Source organism: Natronorubrum halalkaliphilum (assembly GCF_009834785.1).
Lineage (GTDB): Archaea > Halobacteriota > Halobacteria > Halobacteriales > Natrialbaceae > Natronorubrum > Natronorubrum halalkaliphilum.
This window is the reverse complement of record NZ_WUYX01000021.1, coordinates 68,186-87,639: the sequence shown is the minus strand read 5'-3', so window position 1 is coordinate 87,639 and position 19,454 is coordinate 68,186. Positions and strand designations below refer to the sequence as shown.

General features: G+C 65.4%; 20 protein-coding genes. 11 read left to right on the top strand and 9 right to left on the bottom strand.

Annotation, left to right across the window (positions count from 1 at the left end; translation table 11 throughout):
* Positions 1-253 precede the first annotated feature (253 nt).
* Positions 254-1,012 carry a rhodanese-like domain-containing protein gene (locus GS429_RS05680; RefSeq protein ID WP_160063549.1) on the top strand — a complete coding sequence of 253 codons (759 nt, stop codon included), beginning with the start codon at positions 254-256 and terminating at the stop codon, positions 1,010-1,012.
* Positions 1,013-1,027: 15 nt separating this feature from the next.
* Here GS429_RS05680 and GS429_RS05675 read toward each other — a convergent pair whose 3' ends face one another.
* Entirely contained in the window at positions 1,028-2,392 is a 1,365-nt protein-coding gene (locus tag GS429_RS05675) for an oxidoreductase (RefSeq protein ID WP_160063547.1), read from the bottom strand.
* A 116-nt stretch (positions 2,393-2,508) separates the two neighbouring features.
* Between GS429_RS05675 and GS429_RS05670 the strand changes: the two genes are divergently transcribed.
* Both GS429_RS05670 and GS429_RS05665 read left to right on the top strand, forming a co-directional pair.
* The gene (locus GS429_RS05670) at positions 2,509-2,793 is read left to right on the top strand and encodes a DUF211 domain-containing protein (protein ID WP_160063545.1); all 285 of its coding nucleotides are present in this window, start codon (positions 2,509-2,511) and stop codon (positions 2,791-2,793) included.
* A 2-nt stretch (positions 2,794-2,795) separates the two neighbouring features.
* Positions 2,796-3,377 (top strand): VIT1/CCC1 transporter family protein, encoded by a 582-nt coding sequence (locus GS429_RS05665; protein ID WP_201293962.1) that lies wholly within the window; start codon positions 2,796-2,798, stop codon positions 3,375-3,377.
* 195 nt (positions 3,378-3,572) lie between these two features.
* On the opposite strand, the gene GS429_RS05660 is transcribed toward GS429_RS05665, so the two are convergent.
* From GS429_RS05660 to GS429_RS05650, 3 genes are all read right to left on the bottom strand, one after another.
* A complete protein-coding gene (locus GS429_RS05660; RefSeq protein ID WP_160063543.1) occupies positions 3,573-4,136 on the bottom strand; it encodes a carboxymuconolactone decarboxylase family protein in 564 nt (187 codons plus the stop codon).
* Between the two features lie 228 nt (positions 4,137-4,364).
* The gene (gene cgi121 / locus GS429_RS05655; protein ID WP_160063541.1) at positions 4,365-4,898 is read right to left on the bottom strand and encodes a KEOPS complex subunit Cgi121; all 534 of its coding nucleotides are present in this window, start codon (positions 4,896-4,898) and stop codon (positions 4,365-4,367) included.
* Entirely contained in the window at positions 4,898-7,243 is a 2,346-nt protein-coding gene (locus tag GS429_RS05650) for an ATP-dependent DNA helicase (protein ID WP_160063539.1), read from the bottom strand. The genes cgi121 and GS429_RS05650 overlap by 1 nt, the downstream gene beginning before the upstream one ends.
* Positions 7,244-7,348: 105 nt before the next feature.
* Here GS429_RS05650 and GS429_RS05645 point away from each other — a divergent pair, with 105 nt between their 5' ends.
* Entirely contained in the window at positions 7,349-7,840 is a 492-nt protein-coding gene (locus tag GS429_RS05645) for a universal stress protein (RefSeq protein ID WP_160063537.1), read from the top strand.
* Positions 7,841-7,888: 48 nt separating this feature from the next.
* Positions 7,889-8,116 carry a hypothetical protein gene (locus GS429_RS05640; RefSeq protein WP_160063535.1) on the top strand — a complete coding sequence of 76 codons (228 nt, stop codon included), beginning with the start codon at positions 7,889-7,891 and terminating at the stop codon, positions 8,114-8,116.
* A gap of 70 nt (positions 8,117-8,186) precedes the next feature.
* On the opposite strand, the gene GS429_RS05635 is transcribed toward GS429_RS05640, so the two are convergent.
* Both GS429_RS05635 and GS429_RS05630 read right to left on the bottom strand, forming a co-directional pair.
* Positions 8,187-9,395, bottom strand: coding sequence for an inorganic phosphate transporter (locus GS429_RS05635; RefSeq protein WP_160063533.1), 1,209 nt, complete (start codon positions 9,393-9,395; stop codon positions 8,187-8,189).
* 96 nt (positions 9,396-9,491) lie between these two features.
* Positions 9,492-10,334, bottom strand: coding sequence for a class I SAM-dependent methyltransferase (locus GS429_RS05630; protein ID WP_235920741.1), 843 nt, complete (start codon positions 10,332-10,334; stop codon positions 9,492-9,494).
* A 114-nt stretch (positions 10,335-10,448) separates the two neighbouring features.
* Between GS429_RS05630 and GS429_RS05625 the strand changes: the two genes are divergently transcribed.
* Positions 10,449-10,694 (top strand): ferredoxin, encoded by a 246-nt coding sequence (locus GS429_RS05625; RefSeq protein ID WP_160063531.1) that lies wholly within the window; start codon positions 10,449-10,451, stop codon positions 10,692-10,694.
* Between the two features lie 5 nt (positions 10,695-10,699).
* Here the strand turns inward: GS429_RS05625 and GS429_RS05620 are convergent, their stop codons facing one another.
* Positions 10,700-11,353, bottom strand: coding sequence for a helix-turn-helix domain-containing protein (locus GS429_RS05620; protein ID WP_160063529.1), 654 nt, complete (start codon positions 11,351-11,353; stop codon positions 10,700-10,702).
* An 81-nt stretch (positions 11,354-11,434) separates the two neighbouring features.
* Between GS429_RS05620 and GS429_RS05615 the strand changes: the two genes are divergently transcribed.
* A complete protein-coding gene (locus GS429_RS05615) occupies positions 11,435-12,877 on the top strand; it encodes a cytochrome P450 (RefSeq protein WP_160063527.1) in 1,443 nt (480 codons plus the stop codon).
* A gap of 60 nt (positions 12,878-12,937) precedes the next feature.
* On the opposite strand, the gene mdh is transcribed toward GS429_RS05615, so the two are convergent.
* Positions 12,938-13,852: a malate dehydrogenase gene (mdh, locus tag GS429_RS05610; RefSeq protein ID WP_160063525.1), complete on the bottom strand. Its 915-nt coding sequence runs from the start codon at positions 13,850-13,852 to the stop codon at positions 12,938-12,940.
* Positions 13,853-14,031: 179 nt separating this feature from the next.
* On the opposite strand from mdh, the gene GS429_RS05605 reads away from it, so the two are divergent.
* The 4 genes from GS429_RS05605 to GS429_RS05590 all read left to right on the top strand — a co-directional run bounded on the left by GS429_RS05605 (position 14,032) and on the right by GS429_RS05590 (position 17,294).
* Entirely contained in the window at positions 14,032-15,255 is a 1,224-nt protein-coding gene (locus tag GS429_RS05605; RefSeq protein WP_160063523.1) for an MFS transporter, read from the top strand.
* 48 nt (positions 15,256-15,303) lie between these two features.
* Positions 15,304-15,768, top strand: a complete 465-nt coding sequence (locus GS429_RS05600; protein ID WP_160063521.1) for a TIGR00725 family protein — start codon at positions 15,304-15,306, stop codon at positions 15,766-15,768.
* A gap of 160 nt (positions 15,769-15,928) precedes the next feature.
* Positions 15,929-16,375, top strand: coding sequence for a GNAT family N-acetyltransferase (locus GS429_RS05595; RefSeq protein WP_160063519.1), 447 nt, complete (start codon positions 15,929-15,931; stop codon positions 16,373-16,375).
* A gap of 136 nt (positions 16,376-16,511) precedes the next feature.
* Positions 16,512-17,294 carry an Sjogren's syndrome/scleroderma autoantigen 1 family protein gene (locus tag GS429_RS05590; protein WP_160063517.1) on the top strand — a complete coding sequence of 261 codons (783 nt, stop codon included), beginning with the start codon at positions 16,512-16,514 and terminating at the stop codon, positions 17,292-17,294.
* 442 nt (positions 17,295-17,736) lie between these two features.
* Here the strand turns inward: GS429_RS05590 and GS429_RS05585 are convergent, their stop codons facing one another.
* Positions 17,737-19,323, bottom strand: coding sequence for an HTTM domain-containing protein (locus GS429_RS05585; protein WP_160063515.1), 1,587 nt, complete (start codon positions 19,321-19,323; stop codon positions 17,737-17,739).
* Positions 19,324-19,454: the final 131 nt, after the last annotated feature.

The following is a 19,454-nucleotide window of genomic DNA, read 5'->3' as shown; positions in this document are numbered from 1 at the left end:
GGCCGCTACGAAGGAGTACACCGTCGGAAATCGGGACCGACGGAAACATGTCAGTCCATTGGGGTAGAGGCCAATCCTGGAGCCTTCTGGGGGCTCCGACGCTGGTTCGAATCCAGCATGGACTACTCTTCCCGTTCTTTCGACTCGAGAACTCTCAGCGCCCCATCTCCGCATCTCCAGTTGAAACGAAGGGGTCTGCACGAGATGTCGCCGACCAGAACCCCTATTGAAGCGGACTACGTAGCAGCCGCTAATGAATCGACGGCAGTTTCTCGCGATGAGTGCGGCGGTAGCGGTAACGAGCGTTGGGGGGTGTCTCGGCGGCGACGATGGCGAACAGAGTGACGGGTACGGTCCGGAACCGGAGTCGATGCCCGACGAGCGGTCGATCGATACCGATGCCTACGCGACGAAGGCGTTCGACGGGATCGAGGTACCGCTCGCACCGATCGAGGACGTTTTTTACTGGTATCAACGGCAAGAAACACGGATCGTCGATACGCGCGGCCCCAGTTCGTTCGAGGACGCGCGCATCACCGGTGCCGCGCTGAGCAGTGCACCTGACGGCGTCAGCGACGACCCGGTTGCAGACTGGTCACAGGACGATCGAATCGTCACCTACTGCGTCTGTCCGCACGCGATGGCTGGCCAGCGCGCTGCAGCGTTGATCGACGACGGCTACGAGAACGTCTACGCGCTGGACGAAGGGTTCCAGGCCTGGATCGACTTCGGCTATCCGATCGAGGGTGCAGAGGTCGAGGAAACCAGTGCGAGCCTCCCCGCCTACCACGTTCAGGGTCAGTCCGATCCGGCCTACGCCGGCGAATACGTCTCCGTTCGAACCGTCGGTGCCGACAAGCGCGAAATGAGCGTCGTCGATTCGGACGGCTCCTACGAACTGACGCTTCACTTTACCGGCCTCGAGCCCGATTCGCTGCTCGAGGTCGAAGCGCCCGACTACACCCGCGAACTGACGCTCGAGGAGTTGACCCGTGACGTCGTCACGGCCTGAGACTCCTGGTTGTTCTCACTGTCGTTCGTACGCGCCCTCGCGCTCGAGTTCGCCGCGTTTTCGCAGGACGGCCGGCGTTCGGCAGATCCCCGGCGCGCCGGTCACCTGTGGGACCGTACAGTTGTTACAGCTTTCACAGAGAACGCGAGGGGCGTCGTCCCCTGCCGTGGTGTCCGTCTCGAGCAGTCGCGCACCGACCCGCGGTTCGGCGTAGAAGGGGCGAGCCATGCCGACCATGTCACAGGCGGGCTCCGCGGCCGTCGCTCCGCGACCGTCGCTCGAGTCGCCGAGCAGTCGATCCATCTGGGCCCGGTTTCGGATCCCGCCCTCGTTGAGCACGGGAATCGACACCTGCTCGCGAACCCGCCGGCAGAACGCCTCGTTCCAGGCGGGTTCGAAGTCGTACTGCAGCGACTCGAGCCAGTTGCCAAGCGCCACCAGCCGCCTGCGCGTTGCACCCCCGAAGGCCGCGTCGTACTCGTCTCGCAGGCTCTCGTTCTCCCAGGCCCGGTCGGGGTACTTTCCGCGGACGATGCTCATGTCCCAGACGACCGAGGTCTGGACGGGGGCGACTGCATCGTAGCCGATTTTCTCGAGTCGCCGAGCGATTTCGACCCCGTCGGTCAGCGAGAGTTTCCGCCGAACGATCGGCGACGGCGGGGCGGGCGTCTCGGCCGGGACCTTGGTCAGCAGCGGAACGTCGCCGGCGCGCTCGCGGATCTCGTCGTGGACGAGCGCGAGGAATTCGAGTCGCGCTTCGGGGCTTCCCCCGAACTCGTCGTCGCGTCGGTTGTAAAACGGCGACAGAAACTGCTGGACGATGCCCATGTTCGCCCCCGAGAGATGGATGCCGTCGTAGCCCGCGTCGGCGGCGTACGCGGCCGCGCGACCGAAATCGGCGGCGAGTTCGTACACTTCCTCCGTGGAGAGGACGTCCGGATTGTACGAGAGCATTCCCAGCCGGTCGAGGAGTCGCAACTGCCACGGCGGCTTCGAGACCGCCAGCTGCTCCAGCTCCGGGTGCTCCCGGCGGTACTCGGCGTGCCAGGTCTCCATACTGCGGAGTCCGCCGTGCTCGAGTTGTATGAAGATCCGACTGCCGTGGTCATGGATTCGGTCGGTCAACCGCGACAGTCGGTCCACGAAGTCGGGGTCGTGGACGCGAGTCATTCCGGGTGCGGCACAGCCGCCGTCGCCCCGGACGATCGTCGCGCCCTGACAGAGCAGCCCGACGCCCGACGCCGCAGCGGGCTCGAGATCGTCGATCAGCGTGTCGACGGCGTCGGGGCCGTTCCCCGCACACTCGAGCAACGGCGCGCGATAGAGTCGGTTGGGGACCTCGCAGCCGCCGATCTCGATGGCATCCTCGAGGGTGGTCATAGCGAGGGTATCACGGGATCGTACAAGAGCGTGCCGTCCGGATGGTGAGTGTCTCGCCGTCCGCGTGACGTTCCGGGGTCCGTAGGCCTTTCCGTTCGCCCGCCGTTCGAACGCCTATGGCTCCGATACGCCGACTCGTACTGGACGTGCTGAAACCGCACGATCCCAGTGTCGTTACGTTCACGACGCAGCTCGGGGACCTCGAGGGGCTCGATGCGGTCACCGCGACGGTCGTCGAGGTCGACGAGAACGTAAAGACGCTTCGCGTGACGATCGAAGGAGAGAACCTCGATCTGGAGACGATCCGTACCGAGATCGAGGATCTGAGCGCGTCGATTCACTCGATCGATCAGGTCGCCTGCGGGTCGCGGACCGTTGGGGACCCCTGGGTCGATAGCTGACGATGGCCGGTCGATTCGCCCGACTCAAGCGTGTCCTCGGAAAGGATGACGTTCGCTCGATTTCCCGACGGTACTTCATCGCCAACGGGTTCGACGGCACGCTCACGAGCATCGGCGTCGTCGTCGGCGCGTACCTTTCCGGGATCGATAACGGAGTCACGGCGATTACGATCGGTCTCGGCGCGGCCGTCGGTCTCGGGACCTCCGGCGTCTGGAGCGTCTGGGAGATCGAACGCGCGGAAGCGCTGGCCGAACAAGAACGGCTCGAGCGATCGATGCTCACCGAACTCGAGGACACACGCGTCCAGCGCGAGCACCGGGCGGCACAGATCGTCCACGCGACCGCGAGCGCCACGGGTCCGATACTCGCGATCGTGTTGACGCTCTCGCCGCTGGCGCTCGAGGGCGTCGTCTTCACGATGTTTCAGGCCGTCTTGGCGTCGATTCTCGTGGGGATCGCGATCCTGGCGACGTTCGGCGTCTATCTAGCGTCGATCTCGAGACAGCGGTGGTACGTCGCCGCCGTGCGGATGGGGCTGGCGGGGATCGTCGTCGCCGCGATCAACGTCGTCCTGCCCGGCTGAACGGTCGCTCTCGGTGTCGTCACTTTCGGAGATTTGGGTCCTCGAGTCCCTGACCGATCACACCACCGTTTCGACCGCTCCGTCGTCGTCGCGTCCAACGCGAACCCGCGGACCGCGCTATACGGTCTGCTGTAACGATTCCGAGCGCCCCCGCTGGTTTTGCGGATTGCCGTCAGTGGGGTACAGCAGTCCGTCTCAGTCCTCGGCGGACCCTCGTTTCCACGGGTGATCGTACTCCGTGTCGAAGACGATATTCACGCGGTTGGCAGCCGCAAACGCGTTGACGCCTTGAACGATCTGCAGTAACGCTTTGTCGGACAGGTCGTGATCTGCCCGGAGTTCGTCGATATCCGCTTCCGTAACGCCGTGAGGGTCGTCGTTCACCTGGAGCGCGAAGTCGATAACGGTCTGTTCGAACTCGTTTAGCGAGCCGCCTTTGACCCCTTCCTGGAACGCGACGATCTCCTTCCGATCGGTGCCCTTGTTCCCGAGAATCGTACAGTGAGCGCCCGTACAGTAGTCGCAGTCGTTCGCCATCGAAACGGCGATGGCGATTTGCTCCATCGTCTCTATCGACAGCGGACCGTCCTCCCAGAGCGCCCGCTGCGTGTTGAATACGTGTTTGAATAGTTCGGGGAAGTTGGCCTCGATCTTGAAGTGGTTCGGAACGGATCCCTGGTTCTCCCGAACGTACTCGAATATTTCCTGGATCTCCTCGTCGTCTACTTCCTCGGGCTCCCACTGCCGTATGCGTGCCATAATAGCTACTCTCCCTGCTATCCGGAGTTAAGGGTTTGGCAAAATCGACTTTCGGTTCTCGACACTCAGTTCGCAGGTCTCAGCTCTCGGCTCTCAGTTTCGAGTTCTCGGCTTTCGATTTCGTCCACACCGGTTCCGGTGAGAGCCGCGAGTAATTGCTCGTCTCGGCGACTTGTACTGACTCCTCCCTCGAGACCGAGGCCGAGGTCGAACCGGGAGACGCTCTCGCTACTTTTCGACCTCGAGCAACGCCACCCGTTCGCCGACCAGTTCTGCAAGAGACGCGTCGGTCGCCGCTCGCTCCGCGTCGGTGACGTCGAAGAACGCACAGAGGGTCTCCTCGCCCCGCCCCTCGAACTCGAGCGTCGGCTCCGTGGCAACGACGGCGTCCAGATCCGCGAGCCCGTTCCGAGCGGCCGTTTCGGCCTCACTCGGACCGCCTTCGGTTCCACCGGACCCGTCGTCGATCAGGATCACGGCTCGGGTCTCGCCCTCGCCGACGCCCATCTCGAGGGCGCGATCGATCTGCCGGCGGCCGGCGGCGTACAGCAGGATCTCGACGGCTCGATCCCGGGCGATGTTCTCGCCGCGGGCGATGGCGCGGTCAGCCAGTTCGACGCTCCGCTCGAGGTGGGCCCGATCGGCGACGTAGCGCGCGTCGAACGCCTGTATCGTCACGCCGTGACGGTCGCCGACGTCGCCGAGTTCGGCCACGAACGCGTCCAGATCGTCGATCGAAAGGGTACATTCGAAAACCTCCATCAGAAGTCACCCAGGCTCGCCTGGCTGTCGTCGTTCCCGTCCATCGCTTCCGTCTCGCTGTCACTCGAGACGGCCGTCGTCGTTCCGGCTCCGTTGCTGGCCGGCTCGATGCCCTCCATCGAGGGATCTTCCCGGCCGGCGTTCTCGAGGATGTTTTCGGCCGTCTTCTCCCCTTTGAGCACGCTGAGGACGACCCCCTTGTCGGCGGTTCGGAGGTCGGCTGGCTCCTCGATGCCGGCCTCGTAGAGCCGACGGGCGCGCTTGCGGCCCACGCCGCCGACGCTGACGAGTTCGAGTAATTCTTCGTCCACGCCGTGTTCGACGCGGGCGCGGGCCTCGCGGACGGCGACGGTCCACTCACTGTCGATCTCGGCGGCCAGCGATTCGGCCGCGCCGAGCAGCCATTCGGCGGTGTCCGTCTTCCCGCGGAGATCGCCGGGCCCGATCTTGTACCGGTCCGTGATCCGCTCTTCCTCGTCCTCGCTGGCCCAGTCCTCGAGCAGTTTGCCGGTCTTGAGCGCGGCCAGCCAGTCCTCGAACCGGTCGTCCTCGTACTCGCTGGGCGCGTCGCCGAGCAGTTCCGTTTCGCGCTCGTAGAACAGTTCCCCGTACTCCTCGTCTTCACCCGAGCGGAGGTAGAGCTGGTACATGTCGGGGGTTCGCGAGACGAGGTGGTAGAGTCCGAGCGCGGTCGGTCGCCGGTCCGCGCTCTCGAGTCCGTGGACGATCTCGGCAGCGCTCATCGGATCGAGGTAGAGCCGGGAGACGGTGTGGCCCAGGCTGGTGGCCTCGAGTCGCTGCTCGTCCTTTGCAGCCTGCTGCTCTGCGAGGTCGGCCGCGGAGGTGAACGCGCCGTCGTCCGGTTCGGTGTCGGCTTCACCCCCCGAGCGTTCGATGAAGTCGTTCGACTCGAGGTACTGCAAGACCGTCTCCGTCACCGTCTCGAGCCGGCCCGCCTCGCTCGACTGGCTCGCGTAGAGGGTGGCCTCGAGGAACTCGAGCAGACCCTCTCGCGTGCGGGCGAAGCCGGAGGCGATGGTGGCGAGCACGTGGGTCCGCAGGGCGGGTTCGGCGGCGAGTTTCGACCGGACGGCCTCGGGATCGGCCCAGATGTAGCGATCGAACAGCTCCTCGCTCTCGTCGTGGCTCTTGGCGAGCAGGACGGCCTCGCCGTAGGGGTCGAGCCCCGGCCGACCGGCTCGTCCCATCATCTGGTGGATCTCGAGGACGTCCAGCGGGGCCATCCCGCCCGCGCTGGGGTCGAAGCGCCGCCAGTCGCGGACGATGACCCGCCGAGCGGGGGTGTTGACGCCGGCCGCGAGTGTCGGCGTGGCCGAGATGACCTTCAGCAGCCGGTCGCGGAAGGCGTCTTCGACGAGCGTCCGCTGAGTGTTCGAAAGGCCGGCGTGGTGAAACGCCGCGCCGTGCTCGACGCAGTCGGCCAGATCCTTGCTCGTCTCGGTGTCGCTGTCGTCGCGGATCTCGTCGGCCAGTTCGGCCAAATCCGTTCGTTCGTCGTCGGTCAACTCACGACTCGAGACCTGTCCCAGCCGCTTTGCGGCGGCCTCGGCGTTCCGGCGAGAGTTGACGAACACGAGCGAGGAGCCGCCTTCCTGTAAGATATCGCGAACCAGAGCGGCCTCCTGTTTCTCGCTGCCCTCGACGGGGACCTCTCGCGTCGAGCCGTCGTCGAAATTTAACGCATTGCCGTAGTGGACCCCCATCTGCAGGTCGATCGGTCGCCAGTCGGTATCGACCAGCGCGGCGTCGAGCCAGTCGGCGATCTCGTCGGCGTTTCCGACCGTCGCCGAGAGCGCGACGACCTGCATGGTCGGGTTGAGCTTGCGGAGTTTGGCGAGGGTCACCTCGAGGGTCGGGCCGCGGTTCCGGTCGTCGATGAGGTGGACCTCGTCGCTGACGACGCAGGTGAGATCTGACAGCCAGTCCGCGCCGTTGCGCACGAGCGAGTCGACCTTCTCGCTCGTGGCGACGATGATGTCCTTCGTGGCGAGCCACTCGTCCGTACTCTCGTAGTTGCCCGTCGTTACGCCGACCGTCGCGCCGAACGCTTCGTAGGCCTCGAACTCGGCCTTTTTTTCGCTGGCGAGCGCTCGCAGGGGGACGATGTAGAGCGCCTTCCCGCCCCGCTGGATCGCCGACAGCATCGACAGGGCGGCGATCATGGTCTTCCCGCTGGCGGTGGGGACGGCGGCGACGAGGTTTTCGCCCTCGGTCGCGCCGGCCTCGACGGCCTCGGCCTGTGGCGGGTAGAGCTCCTCGATGCCCTCGCTGCGGAAGTGCTCGCGGGCACCGGCTGGGAGCCCCGACAGCTCCTCGATATTCATTATCCCTGCTTGGCTCGTCCTGCGGTTTAAACTATCGTCTCGAGCGCTCGACTCGGCGGGTTCGTCGGCGATAGACCGATGGGGATCCGGATCGAATCCGGGAGTATGGACGACGCCGTTTCAGATTCCGAACCCGAACCCGACCCCGAACCGGACCTCGGGGCCGACCCGGACCACGTCCTCGTCCCCACGCTCGGCCGCCCGCGAGAGGATGAGGCTCTCGGCTACGCCCTCGAGACGTTCCCTGACGCCGACGTCACCCTGCTCGCCGTCGTCACGCCGCTCGACGCGCCGCTCAGCGAGGGCGGCGTGCTCGAGCGAAGCGAGGAGCGAACCGAGGAGGCACGCGATCGGGCGAGTCGACTCCTCGAGTCGCTCGATGCCCGGAGCCAGGAGCGAGAACGGGTGCGGAGCGAGATTGCGGAAGGGAAACCCGGCGCTATCGTCCCACAGTACGCGAGCAACGAGGGCGTCGATCACGTCGTCATCCACGGCCACGGGACCAGTTCGACGGGGTTCGTGCGACGGTTTCTCGGCCGCGGCATCGCCACGACGGTCGTCGAACGAACCGCAAGTCCGGTGACGGTCCTCGAGTAGTATCGGACGGTCCAAGTCACTCGCTGCCCTACTCACTCCCCCACTCGTATGAAACCGGTTTACGTCTGCAGTCGGTGCGACGCGGAGATTTCTCGCACTGCCGAGGAGTGTCCACACTGCGGCTACAACCCGACGTCGATCGCGTGGCGATTCGGAGCGGGCGCGCTCATCTTCGGTGCTGCGTTGGCGCTCGTCTCCCCACCGGTCGGGTTGTTCGGTGTTTTCGTCGGAATTATCGCGATCGGCGGGAGCTACCTGCTGTCGCCCGCGGAGTGAGCCGGCACTCGAGAGTGGTGATTGGACGGGGAAGACACCCTTTCGACCCCGAATCGACCGTTGCACCCGATCAGCCGCCGATAGCCATCGCGAGGACCTGATACAGTCCGTAGCCGACCACGACCGAACTCCCGAGCGTGAGCAGCCAGAACGAGATCGTAAACCCGATCTTCCGACGGGAAACGCCGGCCGAGCCGGCCGCCAGGCCGCCGCCGATCACCCCCGAGAGGATGATGTTGTTGAGCGAGATCGGAATGCCGAGTGCGATCGCCAACTGCGCGATGATAAAGCCGGGGACGAGAGCGGCAATCGAGCGCCGAACTCCGAGCTGGGCGTACTCCCGCGAGGTCGCCTGCAACAGCCGCGGTGCGCCCATCCAGGCCCCGGCGAGGATGCCGGCGGCACCCAGCGCGAGCAGGACGATTCCCGGCAATCCGAGTTCGATCCGGAAGAGGTTCTCGAGCGGGCCGGTCGCCAGTCCGACCTGCGAGCCGCCGGAGGAGAAGGCGACGATACCGCCGAGCACGAGCAGGAACGACCGAATCCCGGCCTCGACGGAGACGAGAACGCGCTGTCGGACCCAGTAGAAGGCGAGGGCACCCACCCCGATCGTCACGAGGACGGTTCCGAGGTCGACACCGGCGGCGAGCGTCGGCCCGCCGCCGAACTGTCGGGAAACGAATCTCGCGAGGCTGCCCTGATCGGCGGCGGGATCCGGGATGACGCCGAGCCGGATGTTCGCGACGATCGCGCCGACGATCCCCGCGAGCAGCGGGACGCCGACCGATTCGGGGATGTCGTCACGCCGTAAGGTGACCGCAGTCGTGTAGGCCAATCCGCCCGACATGAACGGAACGAGCAGCCAGAAGATGCCGAGTCGCTGGTAGGTCGCTATCGCCGGATCACCGCCGAGCGAGAGCCCGACGCCGACCATCGCGCCAGTCGTCGCAAAGGCCGCGGGGATCGGATACCGCGTGTAGATACCGATGGCCATGAACGTCGCCGCCGTCAGCAGCCCCGCGGTGGCCGCAAGCGGCGTGATCGTGACGCCGTCGATGAGGTCCGCACCGACGGTTTCGGAGATGCTTCCGCCCTGCATGAGCGCGCCCGCGGCGGCGAGCAGGCCGATAACGAACGCGGCTTGCATCGTCGAAATCGCGTTTGCACCGATCGCCGGCGCAAACGGCGGCGAGTTACTGTTCGCCCCGAGCACCCACGCCATGAACAGACAGGTGACGATGGCGGCCCCGACGAGGGCAACGAACGACAGTGCGACCATCCTCCGTCGTAATTTCACGACCGGGTGCAAAAGCGTTCGCTCGAGTCTCACGCGATACCGCGGCGACAGGGGAGCGTGTGGACCGTCGTCGCGCCGTCATCGCTGCTTTTCCAGCACCGCTCTGTAGTGGGCCGTGCCATCGGCTCGAGCCACGTCGCGGATGCGCCAGGGCGTTCCGATCGTCGTCTCCCGAAGGCGAGCGGGCGAGCACAGCAGAAAGTGCAGCGTCCGGCCGACCGCTCGCTCGCGGCTCCCGTCCGATCGCTCGCGCTCGAACTCGAGGTGGAAACACCGATGAGCGATTCCGTCCCGCGGATCCGACCGGTAGCCGAAGAACTCCTCGTCCAGTCCCGTCGGGTCGTAGTTGTCGACGACGGCGACTCCCGCGTCGTCGGTCACGCGGGCGAATTCCGCAAGTAGGTCGCGAATGCCGGCCAGCGAGCCGCCGAGTCCGAGCTGGGTGCCGACGGCGTGGACTGCGCCGAACGCACCCGTGGACACGGGCAGTTCAGCCATATCGCCGACGAGGACGTTCTCGAGGCCGCGCTCCGCGTCTTCGCCGCTTCGCTCCGGGATCCCGCGGACCTCGAACCGCTCGCGAGCCGTCAGGACCGCGTACGGGCTCACGTCGACTCCGACGGCGTCGACGTCGCGCTCGGCCCACCAGAGGAGGTGTTTGCCAGCGCCACAGCCCACGTCGAGGATGGGCTCGCGATCGGCGAGGCGCTCGAGTACCTCGGTCGTTTCTCGATCCCACGAGTCGGGACTCGAGAAATAGAACCTCTCGACGGAGCCATCTTGTACGTCCGCGCCGTCGCGGTAGGTGAGCCGCCCCGGCTCGTCGCGCTGGTGGGCGAGCATCGCTCGACCGAGCGGATCGGGCGCTCGTCTCCGGCGGTCGTCCGACTGTACCCTCGAGTCGGGGGACTCCTGGCGCATGCTCAACGGAACGACACGCCGGATAATAAAATCACGATGACATGTGGTCTCTGGTACCACCGAACACAGTCTCCGATCGCTAACGATTTACGGCGATCGGTCCAATCGGAGCCCATGCAAGTCGAATTCGACGAGGACACCTGCATCGGGATGTTCCAGTGTGTCGCCGAGTGGGACGCCTTCACGAAGGACAAATCGAAGGGGAAGGCGATTCTCGAGGACAGCGAGGAGGTCGAGGACGGCGTTTTCGTCCGCGAGATCCCCGAGGACGCGGAGCTCGACGCGAAGTTCGCCGCGCGGACCTGTCCCGTCGACGCGATCGTTATCTACGACGACGAGGGCGAGCAGCTCATTCCCTGACCGTTCTACCGCCGTAACGCCGCATCGACCAGTTCTTTCTCCGCCGACCGCAGCAGCGTCGACGCCGCGCTCTCGGAACAGTCGAGTTTCTCGGCTACGGTCGCCAGTTCGCCGCTCCGTGGCACCTCGTAGTAGCCCATTTCGCGAGCGACCTCGAGCGCCTCGAACTGTCTGGCCGTGAGCCGGCCGGCCAGCGTCTCCGAGCGTCGCTGGTGTTCGCTCACGCGCTGAACGTCGATTTCCACGTCGTCGGGAGCTTTTTCGAGCAGCCCCGCCATGGCCTCTGGCTCGCCGAGAACGGTGACGTGGACGTTCTCCCGTCCGGTGTAGACCATCGGCGGGACGATCATCAGCCCGGGACGGTCGAACGTTCCCAGCAGCGTGGCGTCGGCGGCCCGCAGGTCCATCTCGACGTAGCCGTAGAACGTGTCCCCGTCGACGGGCGTGACGTCGTACCGCCGCACTGACTCGAGGTCCTCGGCCAGGTTCCCGAGCGCATCGGGATCGCCGACGACAAGGGAGAGAAAGCGGACGGTTTCGGCGTCGGGATCGACCTCCCAGGAGAGCACCTCCTCGCGCCGGAACGCCTCGAGGGGATCCTCGGGCGCCGGCAGTTGCATCGACGGCGGAAGTCGCAGGGTAAGGTCTGCCGACTGCATACCGGTCGTTCGGCGGCAGTATATAAAGAAGTTCAGTGCTTCGGGAGAGCACCGACAGTCGTTCGCCTCGAACGAACGAGTATGACCGAGATGCACGCGACGGCGGACGACCGAGAACCAAAGACCGACGCGAACAGCGACGCCGGATCGACGCGTTCGACGGTCGTCACGCCACCGCCCGGCCCGCACGGACTCCCGCTGGTCGACAGCACCCTCGCGTTCGCTCGCGCCCCGCTCGAGTTCCTCGCCTCGATGCGCGAGTACGGCGACGTCGCCCGGTACGAGGCCTTCGGTCGGGAGTTCGTGGTCGTCTCGGATCCCGGGCTCGTCGAGGAAGTAACCGTCGGCCGTGACGACGAGTTCTGGCGGGGCGAGTTCGAACACGAGTTCAGCGAACTCCTCGACGTCGAGGGCCTGTTCTTCGCGGAGGGTGAACGTTGGCGACAGCAGCGGCTGCTGCTCCAGAACGCCTTCACGCCGGCGCGAATCGAGTCCTACGCCGACGACATGGTCGAGGAAACCGTGCGTCTGGTCGAGAACTGGTCGGACGGCGAAGTGGTCGCCGTCCGAGAGGCGATGTCGACGCTGACGCTGCGGGCGCTGACTCGGACCCTGTTCGACTTGGAGTTCGGCGATGGACGCGCCGACCGCGTGCGACGCTGGGTCGACGCTATGGGGGCGTACAGCGACAACGAGTTCTTCGGCACCCGTGCCGTGCTCCCGACGTGGCTTCCGAGTCGGGCCAAACGCGAATACCGGCGTGCGACGACCGACATAGCGTCCCTCGTCGAGGACCTAGTGGCCGAGCGTCGCCGGTCCGACGCGGAGGGCGACGACTTGCTCTCCGTGCTCGCGACCGGCGAGTACCCTGACGGCTCCAGGCCGACGGCCGAGGAGATCACCGATCAGTTACAGCTGTTCTTGCTGGCCGGCCACGAGACGACGGCGACCGCGCTGACCTACGCCTGCTGGCTGCTCGCCGCCGCCGACGCCGAGGACGTCCGATCGCGACTCGAGCGCGAGGTCGATTCGGTCTGTGGCGACCGAGATCCGACGTTTGCGGACCTGCCCGACCTGGCGGTCACCGAGGCGGTCGGCCGAGAGGCGATGCGTCTCTACCCGCCGCTGCCGTTCCTGCAGCGCGAGCCCCACGAAGAAACCGCGCTCGCCGGCTATCGGATCGGATCGGGAACGACGGTCCAGCTGAATATGTACGGCATCCACCGCGACGAGCGCTGGTGGTCCGAACCCGACGCGTTCCGGCCGGATCGGTGGCTGGCGGACGACGAGAACGGCCGATTCGTCGTCGCCGATCCCGACGACCGTCCCGAGTACGCCTACTTCCCCTTCGGCGGCGGATCGCGCCACTGCATCGGGATGCGGTTCGCGATGACCGAACTCACGCTCTCGCTGGCGACGCTGGCTCGTCGCGTCGACCTCGAGCGAGTGACGGAGTCGATCGATCCGACGCCGAAGGTGTCGCTCGATCCCGGCCCGGTGAAGATGCGGGTTCGACGGCGATAGCGCCGTAGCTGTCGATCGAGGTTCGATAAAAGCGAAAGCGGGGCGTCGGTGGAACGCCGATTACGAAATCTCGTCGTACTGGTCCGAGAGCTTCTCGGCGGCCTCGCCGAGCTGGTTGCGCTCGAACTCGGTGAGGTCCCACTCGACGATCTCCTCGACGCCGTTGGAGCCGAGCTTACAGGGGACGCCGAACGCGGTGTCCTCGTGTCCGTACTCGCCCTCGAGCGTGACGCTTGCGGGGAGGACCTCGCCGGTGTCGCGGAGAATGGCTTCGACCATGTGGCCGACGCCGGTGGCCGGCCCCCACTCCGTCGCACCCTTCTTCTCGATGACGTTCATCGCCGAGGTCTGGAGCTCTTCGAGGAGTTCCTCTTTCTCGTCGTCGTCGAACTCGGGGTCCCGACCGTTGACTCGCACCTTGGAGAACACGGGAACCTGGGCGTCGCCGTGCTCGCCGAGGATGGTCGCATCGACGTTCTGGACGGGGACGTCGAAGCGCTGGGAGATGACGTATCGGAAGCGGGCGGAGTCGAGTCGACCGCCGAAGCCGACTACCTGCTCGCGTGCGCGGTCGCCAGTCTCGTAGAGGTGGCGGTTGAGCAGGTCGACGGGGTTCGACGTGGTGACGGTGACGAAGTCGTCGTTGTACTCGGCGATCGAGGAGCCGATGTCCTCCATGATCGGCGCGTTGTCACCCGCCAGATCGATGCGGGTCTGGCCCGGCTGGCGCGGAATGCCGGCCGTGATGACGACGACGTCCGAGCCCTCGGTCGCCTCGTAGCCGCCCTGTCGGATCGTCGTGTTCGAGTCGTAGGCTGCGCCGTGGTTCGTGTCTGCAGCCTGGCCGATCGTGTCGTCTTCCTTGTCCGGAATGTCGACGAGCACGAGTTCATCTGCGATGTCCCGAAGTGCGATGTTGTAGCCTGCGGCGGCCCCAACCGTCCCGGCCGCGCCGACCACGCTAACTTTCGTCATACCACGTAAAGCTGCACCTGCCGACGCGTTAAATCCGTCGGATTCGCCACGAACGACTGACAATGACGATGGCTAATACGTCGATCGTCGAACCGGCGCGATCTCGCGTACTCGAGAGTGCGTCGCGGCCGTTCGACGCTTTCACAACGCCTATCCCGCCGGTTCGACCTATGAACCGTATGGATCGGAACGATCGCACGATCACCCACTTCACGATGTTCGGGCACGCGACGTTCCACCTCTACGAGCTGACGATTCCGCTGTTCGTCGTGGTCTGGCTCGACGCCTTCGACGTCTCGCCGGCCGTACTGGGAACGGTGGTCGCGGTGGGATACGCGCTCATCGGCGTCGGGGCACTCCCCAGCGGCGCGCTCGCCGACGCGTACGGCTCGAAACGTCTCGTCGTCCTCTCCATGATCGGGATGGGAAGCGGGTTCGCACTCGTCGGTCTCGCGTCGACCGTCTGGACGCTCGGCCTCGCGCTCGTAATCTGGGGCGCTGCGGCGAGTCTTTACCACCCCGCGGGACTGTCGCTCATCACCCGCGGCGCGGAGCGACAGGGGACCGTCCTCGCGTACCACGGCGTTGCGGGCAACCTGGGAACGGCGGTCGGCCCGCTGGTCGCGGCGCTCTTGCTCACGTTCTTCGACTGGCGACTCGTCGCCGGACTCTTCGTCGTCCCCGCCGCCGTCGCCGTGGTCGCCGCCTCCCGACTCGAGTTCGACGAGCGAGCGGCCGTCGATCCCGAAGCCGAGTCCGTGACGACGGACGGCGGCGCTCGACTGTCCGCGTTCGTCGCCCAGACGCGGCTGCTGTTCGTGGGCGGGTTCTTCCTCGTGTTTAGCATCGCGATCCTCGCAGGGATGTACTACCGCGGGCTGTTTACGTTCCTTCCGGACGTCCTCGCGGGCCTGCCCGTCTTCGAACCGGTCGAAGTCGCGAGCGAGACGTTCGAACCGAGTCAGTACGCCTACGCCGGGCTGTTGCTCCTCGGCGCCGCCGGCCAGTTCGTCGGCGGCAAGTTGAGCGACAGTCGGTCGCCGGAGCGAGCAATCGTCGCGGCGTTCGCCGCGCTACTGGTCGTCTCCGTGCTGTTTCCGTTCGTCACCGGCCTCGGACTGGTCGCGACGATCGGTATCTGTGCCGCGCTGGGCTTTTTCGTCTTCATGGAAGTGCCGATCCATCAGGCGCTCATCGGCGAGTACGTCCCGGCGGACATCCAGGGACTCTCCTTCGGCTACACGTACCTGGGCGTCTTCGGGATCGGGGCCGCGGGAGCGTCCGTCGCCGGAATCGCCCTCACGTACGGCGGGACGCCCGTCCTGTTCGGCGTCCTGGCCGTCTTTCCGCTGATCGGACTCGCCCTCGCCGGGGTTCTCCTCGTCCGTTCCCGGCCGGGGTAGGACCGACGTATCGAACCCGTCTTTGCGCTCGCCGTCCCTCACCCACGTATGCGTATCAGCGTTATCGGCGGCGGTGCGATCACCGACGAGCAGACGGCCCGCGCCGAAGGCGTCGGCCGCGAACTCGCGGCCCGAGGTCACACGGTCGTCTGCGGTGGCCGCGGCGGGACGATGGAAGCCGTCTGTCGCGGTGCCAAAGCCGAAGGCGGAACGACGATTGGTATCCTTCCCGGCGAACACCCTGACCAGGCGAACGACTACGTCGACCACGCCATCGCAACCGGACTGGGCCACGCCCGGAACGCGCTCGTCCCCCTGAACGGCGACGCGGTCATCGCGCTCACCGGCGGCGTCGGCACGCTCTCGGAAATCGGCTTCGCCGGCATCTACGACCGGCCCATCGTCGGCCTCGAGACCCACGACGTCTCCGACGTCGAGATCGACCTCGAGTCCGCCGAGACACCCGAAGGGGCCGTCGATCTCGCGGAAGCGGCGCTCGAGCGGCGTCTCTGACCCGAGACCGGGATGCGAGACGGACGGTTGGCCCAGCACTGATACTGTCGGACAGAACGATTCGATGATCGGTCGCGAATTCGCGACCGACTTCACATTGACTTCTGTCCGACAGTATGAACCCAGAACCATCTTTTTCCCGCGGCGTCTCGAGTGCCGTATGAGCGATTTCGACGCCGACCCTAGCTCCGACGACAGCGATTCCTACACCATCCGCGAGGAACTTCCCGCGCCCGAAACGTTCGCCGCGCTTCGCGAGGCCGCCGGTATGCCGCCGCGCTCGCTCGAGGGGATCGAACGCGGCCTCCCGAACTCCCTGTACGGCGTAATCGCGGTCCACGACCCCACCGACGAGGTCGTCGGCATGGGTCGGGTCGTCGGCGACGGCGGCACTGTCTACCAGATTTCCGACATGGCGGTCCGCCCGGAACACCAGGGCCGTGGCCTCGGCACGCGGATGATGGCGTCCCTCGAGCGATATCTCGACGAGGCCGCGCCGCCTCGAGCGTACGTGAACCTCGTTGCCGACGTCGACGGCTTCTACGAGGAGTTCGGTTACCGGACGGTGCGTCCCGAATCGAAGGGAATGTATCGTCGAATGGAGTAGCGCGGCGTCGCAGTTCGACACGCCGCCAGCAGGTGGTTCGTCGTCGCTCGAGAGCCGACGGCCCCGATTTGGATCCATCCTTCACGCACGTCATCGCTTCGCAGGTTTTTCGACGTTCCACCGCTTTGAGACGACTATGAGCGATTTCGACAAGGAAGCCGAGCGCGAGAAACTTCGAGAGAAGTACGAACGCGACAAGGAAGAACGGCAGGCGACCCAGCGCATGAGCGACCTGCTGCTCAAGGGCGCGACGATGACGAACTCCCACTGTGGCACCTGTGGCGACCCGCTCTTCCAGCAGGACGGCACCACCTTCTGTCCGAGCTGTCACGGCAACCCCGACGCCGTTCAGGGGACGAATCTCGAGGCCCAGCCGGCCGAGGAGTCGGCCGGGCAAGCGGACACCGACCCGGCGTCAGAACCCGTTCCGAGCCGTGCGTCCTCGAGTACCACGACGGACGACGCTCGAGCAGCTGATGTACGCGGCGCAGATGCTGGTCCGAACGCGGATCCAGTGTCGGAGCCGGAACCGGAATCGGAGTCGAAGTCGAAGCCAGAGCGCCAACAGCGCCAGCCGTCCGATCCGTCCGGCGCAAACGGCTCGCAAGCGCAGTCCTCGAGCCGGGATCCATCGACACCGGATGCTTCCCGTGACGACCGAACGACCTCCGAACCGCGGACGCGGACCGACTCGACCGGCCGCGACTCCGCTGGCAGCGACGACCGCCGCTCGAGCGATCGTCACACGCCGTCATCCGCCCAACCGGCCACCGGGGACCTCGAGGCCGCCCACGACTCGCTCGTCCGGGCCTTAGAGAAGTTCGCGGGGAAAGCCGCCGCGACGGACGATCCGCGCCACGCCAAGGCGTGTCTCGAGGCCGCTCGCGAGGCGAGCGAGACGCTCGAGTCGTTGCGCTGAGCGCGGCCGGTTTCGCCGGTATACCGCTCGAGTGCGAGTGTGGGTGTGTTCGGTCTCCTCGGGGTCGATACTCGAGTTACCTGCTTCCCGGAATATCGTTCCTAACAGTAGTTGGTAGCACGGTTTCGTTGTCCAGTGTAAGGTATGAAATTCGCGTTCAGTACAGGCGGAGGCGTTACCGCTGTAGCATCCGAACGAGTGAAGCGAGTTCGGTTCACCGACGCGAAGCCAAAGGCCGAGCATTCGGCCTTTTTCATCGAAGTTTTTGCGCGAGGGTGAGCGAAGCGAACCCGACGCGGAAAAAGTTCGTTGTGTACGCTTAGTCACCGAATCGCCTGTTCCAGTTCCAGGTACGAAACTGAATACCGAAATCGTGCTACTGTCTACTGGTAACGAGCGACTCCGTCGGTCGCGTTCGAACCGCTCGAAACAGGACACCCGATCAGAAGTCCGGCGGCGCGATTTCCTTCGGCTCGTTGTCGCCACACCCGTGTGCGTACAGGTGCGACGTTCGCGTCTCCCGTTCGGATGGATCGTCGATCGTCTCGAGGGTGATGTCCTCGTAGACGACGTACATGTTGATGTGGGTCAGTTCCGTGTCGTACTCTTCTTCCCACACGGTACAGAGATATTCGGCGTGGACTTCCGGAATCTCGTTGTCGTTGAAGCCGCCGTTACGGACGCTGTTCATGTAGAAGCGCTGTCGATACGTGTCGTACTGGTTCTGGAGTTCGTCGTGGGATCTATCGTAGGTCAACGGCCGTTCGTTGTAGGCGTCGATTCGATCACCGTCCGCGGTCTCCGCCGGAAAGACGTAGTAGCGGTCCGTCGTCCGCGGCGTCGGGGCGAAGACGCTCCAGTTCGGCTGATCGACGCTGAGGCTCGCCGCCACGTCTTCGGCCCGTTCGTTCGGACTCGAGTCGGTGACGAAGCCGCCGGCCGGGACGTACGCGAACGCCGAAAACACCACGAAGAAGACGACGATGAGCCCCAGCGACGCGCTGTACAGCCCCGATTTCGCCCGTTCTATTGACGGCCGCTCTAGCCGCGGATACGGGACGGCTGCACCGAACGCTTCGAGTCTGTGGCGGGCGGCCGTGAGTCGCGTCCGATCGATCTCCAGCATCGCCGCGACGGACTCGAGGTCGTCCCAGAACTGCGTCTGGAGGAACAGCAGCAGTCCCGCCATCGCAACGTAGGGGAACGCCCCGATGCGAACCGTCAAGATGAACGACGCGTGCCCGCCCACGAACAGCGCGACGAGGAGCATCCGCTTTCGTCCGACGAGCACGAGCAGGAGCCACGAAAACATCAGCATGTAGTACCAGAGGTAGGTGCCCAACTCGAGCAGCGCCGGTAGCTGTCGGGCGTATCCGGCGAAGAGATAGGTCATATCGTCCAGTCCCATGATCAGCGGCGTCGCGTCCCCGCCGGTCCACAGCTCGTCCTGGGACTTGTGATACCAGTTGAGGAAGTACATGTAGACCATCTGGCCCAGGATCAGCGCGGATGCGATGGACGCGATGGTCGCTCTCGGCTTTCCGTCCGCGTGGACGGCGTCGATCGACCAGCGTTCGCCAAGCGGGAGGAAGATGGCCCAGAACAACAGCAGCCGGAACAGCGTGTCGGCGTAGCTCAGGACGAACGGGTTGTGATGGTCTAAGGAGATGACGAACAGGAACGATAGAATCGTCGCGATCCGAGTCTTGTAACCGACGATCAGCTGGATCGCGATCAGGATCTGGATACCCATCAGCGCCGCGATCAGCGTCGGATCCGTCGTGAAGTGGTAGAACGAAAACGCGTTGTCGGGACCGAACTGCGTCGCGAGTGACTGCGGCACGACGCCGTCGTTCGTATAGAAGTACGTAAAGTTCCGCGACCGGAGTAGGACGTCTACGACGATCAACAGACCGACGAACATCCGGAACACGGCCAGCGTCCGCGTATCGACTCGGACGGACTCCTCGACGTTTTCCCGCAGACGCCCCGCGGCGGTTCGCACTCCGGAACGTACGCTGTTCGTCATCCGTTCACGTCTGTCGGTTTCGGCGACTGTTCGTTGCTCGAACGGTTCTCCGCGTCCTCTCTCGAGGTCGTCGCGTCTCTGAAGCCTGCGGTATCGATCATTGTATGCGTGAAACCGGTGTTACGAACCGC

Coding starts and splice junctions, on each gene's coding strand:
- GS429_RS05680 (WP_160063549.1), top strand. CDS start 254: ATGAATCGACGGCAGTTTCTCGCGATGAGTGCGGCGGTAGCGGTAACG.
- GS429_RS05675 (WP_160063547.1), bottom strand. CDS start 2,392: ATGACCACCCTCGAGGATGCCATCGAGATCGGCGGCTGCGAGGTCCCC.
- GS429_RS05670 (WP_160063545.1), top strand. CDS start 2,509: ATGGCTCCGATACGCCGACTCGTACTGGACGTGCTGAAACCGCACGAT.
- GS429_RS05665 (WP_201293962.1), top strand. CDS start 2,796: ATGGCCGGTCGATTCGCCCGACTCAAGCGTGTCCTCGGAAAGGATGAC.
- GS429_RS05660 (WP_160063543.1), bottom strand. CDS start 4,136: ATGGCACGCATACGGCAGTGGGAGCCCGAGGAAGTAGACGACGAGGAG.
- cgi121 (WP_160063541.1), bottom strand. CDS start 4,898: ATGGAGGTTTTCGAATGTACCCTTTCGATCGACGATCTGGACGCGTTC.
- GS429_RS05650 (WP_160063539.1), bottom strand. CDS start 7,243: ATGAATATCGAGGAGCTGTCGGGGCTCCCAGCCGGTGCCCGCGAGCAC.
- GS429_RS05645 (WP_160063537.1), top strand. CDS start 7,349: ATGGACGACGCCGTTTCAGATTCCGAACCCGAACCCGACCCCGAACCG.
- GS429_RS05640 (WP_160063535.1), top strand. CDS start 7,889: ATGAAACCGGTTTACGTCTGCAGTCGGTGCGACGCGGAGATTTCTCGC.
- GS429_RS05635 (WP_160063533.1), bottom strand. CDS start 9,395: ATGGTCGCACTGTCGTTCGTTGCCCTCGTCGGGGCCGCCATCGTCACC.
- GS429_RS05630 (WP_235920741.1), bottom strand. CDS start 10,334: ATGCGCCAGGAGTCCCCCGACTCGAGGGTACAGTCGGACGACCGCCGG.
- GS429_RS05625 (WP_160063531.1), top strand. CDS start 10,449: ATGCAAGTCGAATTCGACGAGGACACCTGCATCGGGATGTTCCAGTGT.
- GS429_RS05620 (WP_160063529.1), bottom strand. CDS start 11,353: ATGCAGTCGGCAGACCTTACCCTGCGACTTCCGCCGTCGATGCAACTG.
- GS429_RS05615 (WP_160063527.1), top strand. CDS start 11,435: ATGACCGAGATGCACGCGACGGCGGACGACCGAGAACCAAAGACCGAC.
- mdh (WP_160063525.1), bottom strand. CDS start 13,852: ATGACGAAAGTTAGCGTGGTCGGCGCGGCCGGGACGGTTGGGGCCGCC.
- GS429_RS05605 (WP_160063523.1), top strand. CDS start 14,032: ATGGATCGGAACGATCGCACGATCACCCACTTCACGATGTTCGGGCAC.
- GS429_RS05600 (WP_160063521.1), top strand. CDS start 15,304: ATGCGTATCAGCGTTATCGGCGGCGGTGCGATCACCGACGAGCAGACG.
- GS429_RS05595 (WP_160063519.1), top strand. CDS start 15,929: ATGAGCGATTTCGACGCCGACCCTAGCTCCGACGACAGCGATTCCTAC.
- GS429_RS05590 (WP_160063517.1), top strand. CDS start 16,512: ATGAGCGATTTCGACAAGGAAGCCGAGCGCGAGAAACTTCGAGAGAAG.
- GS429_RS05585 (WP_160063515.1), bottom strand. CDS start 19,323: ATGACGAACAGCGTACGTTCCGGAGTGCGAACCGCCGCGGGGCGTCTG.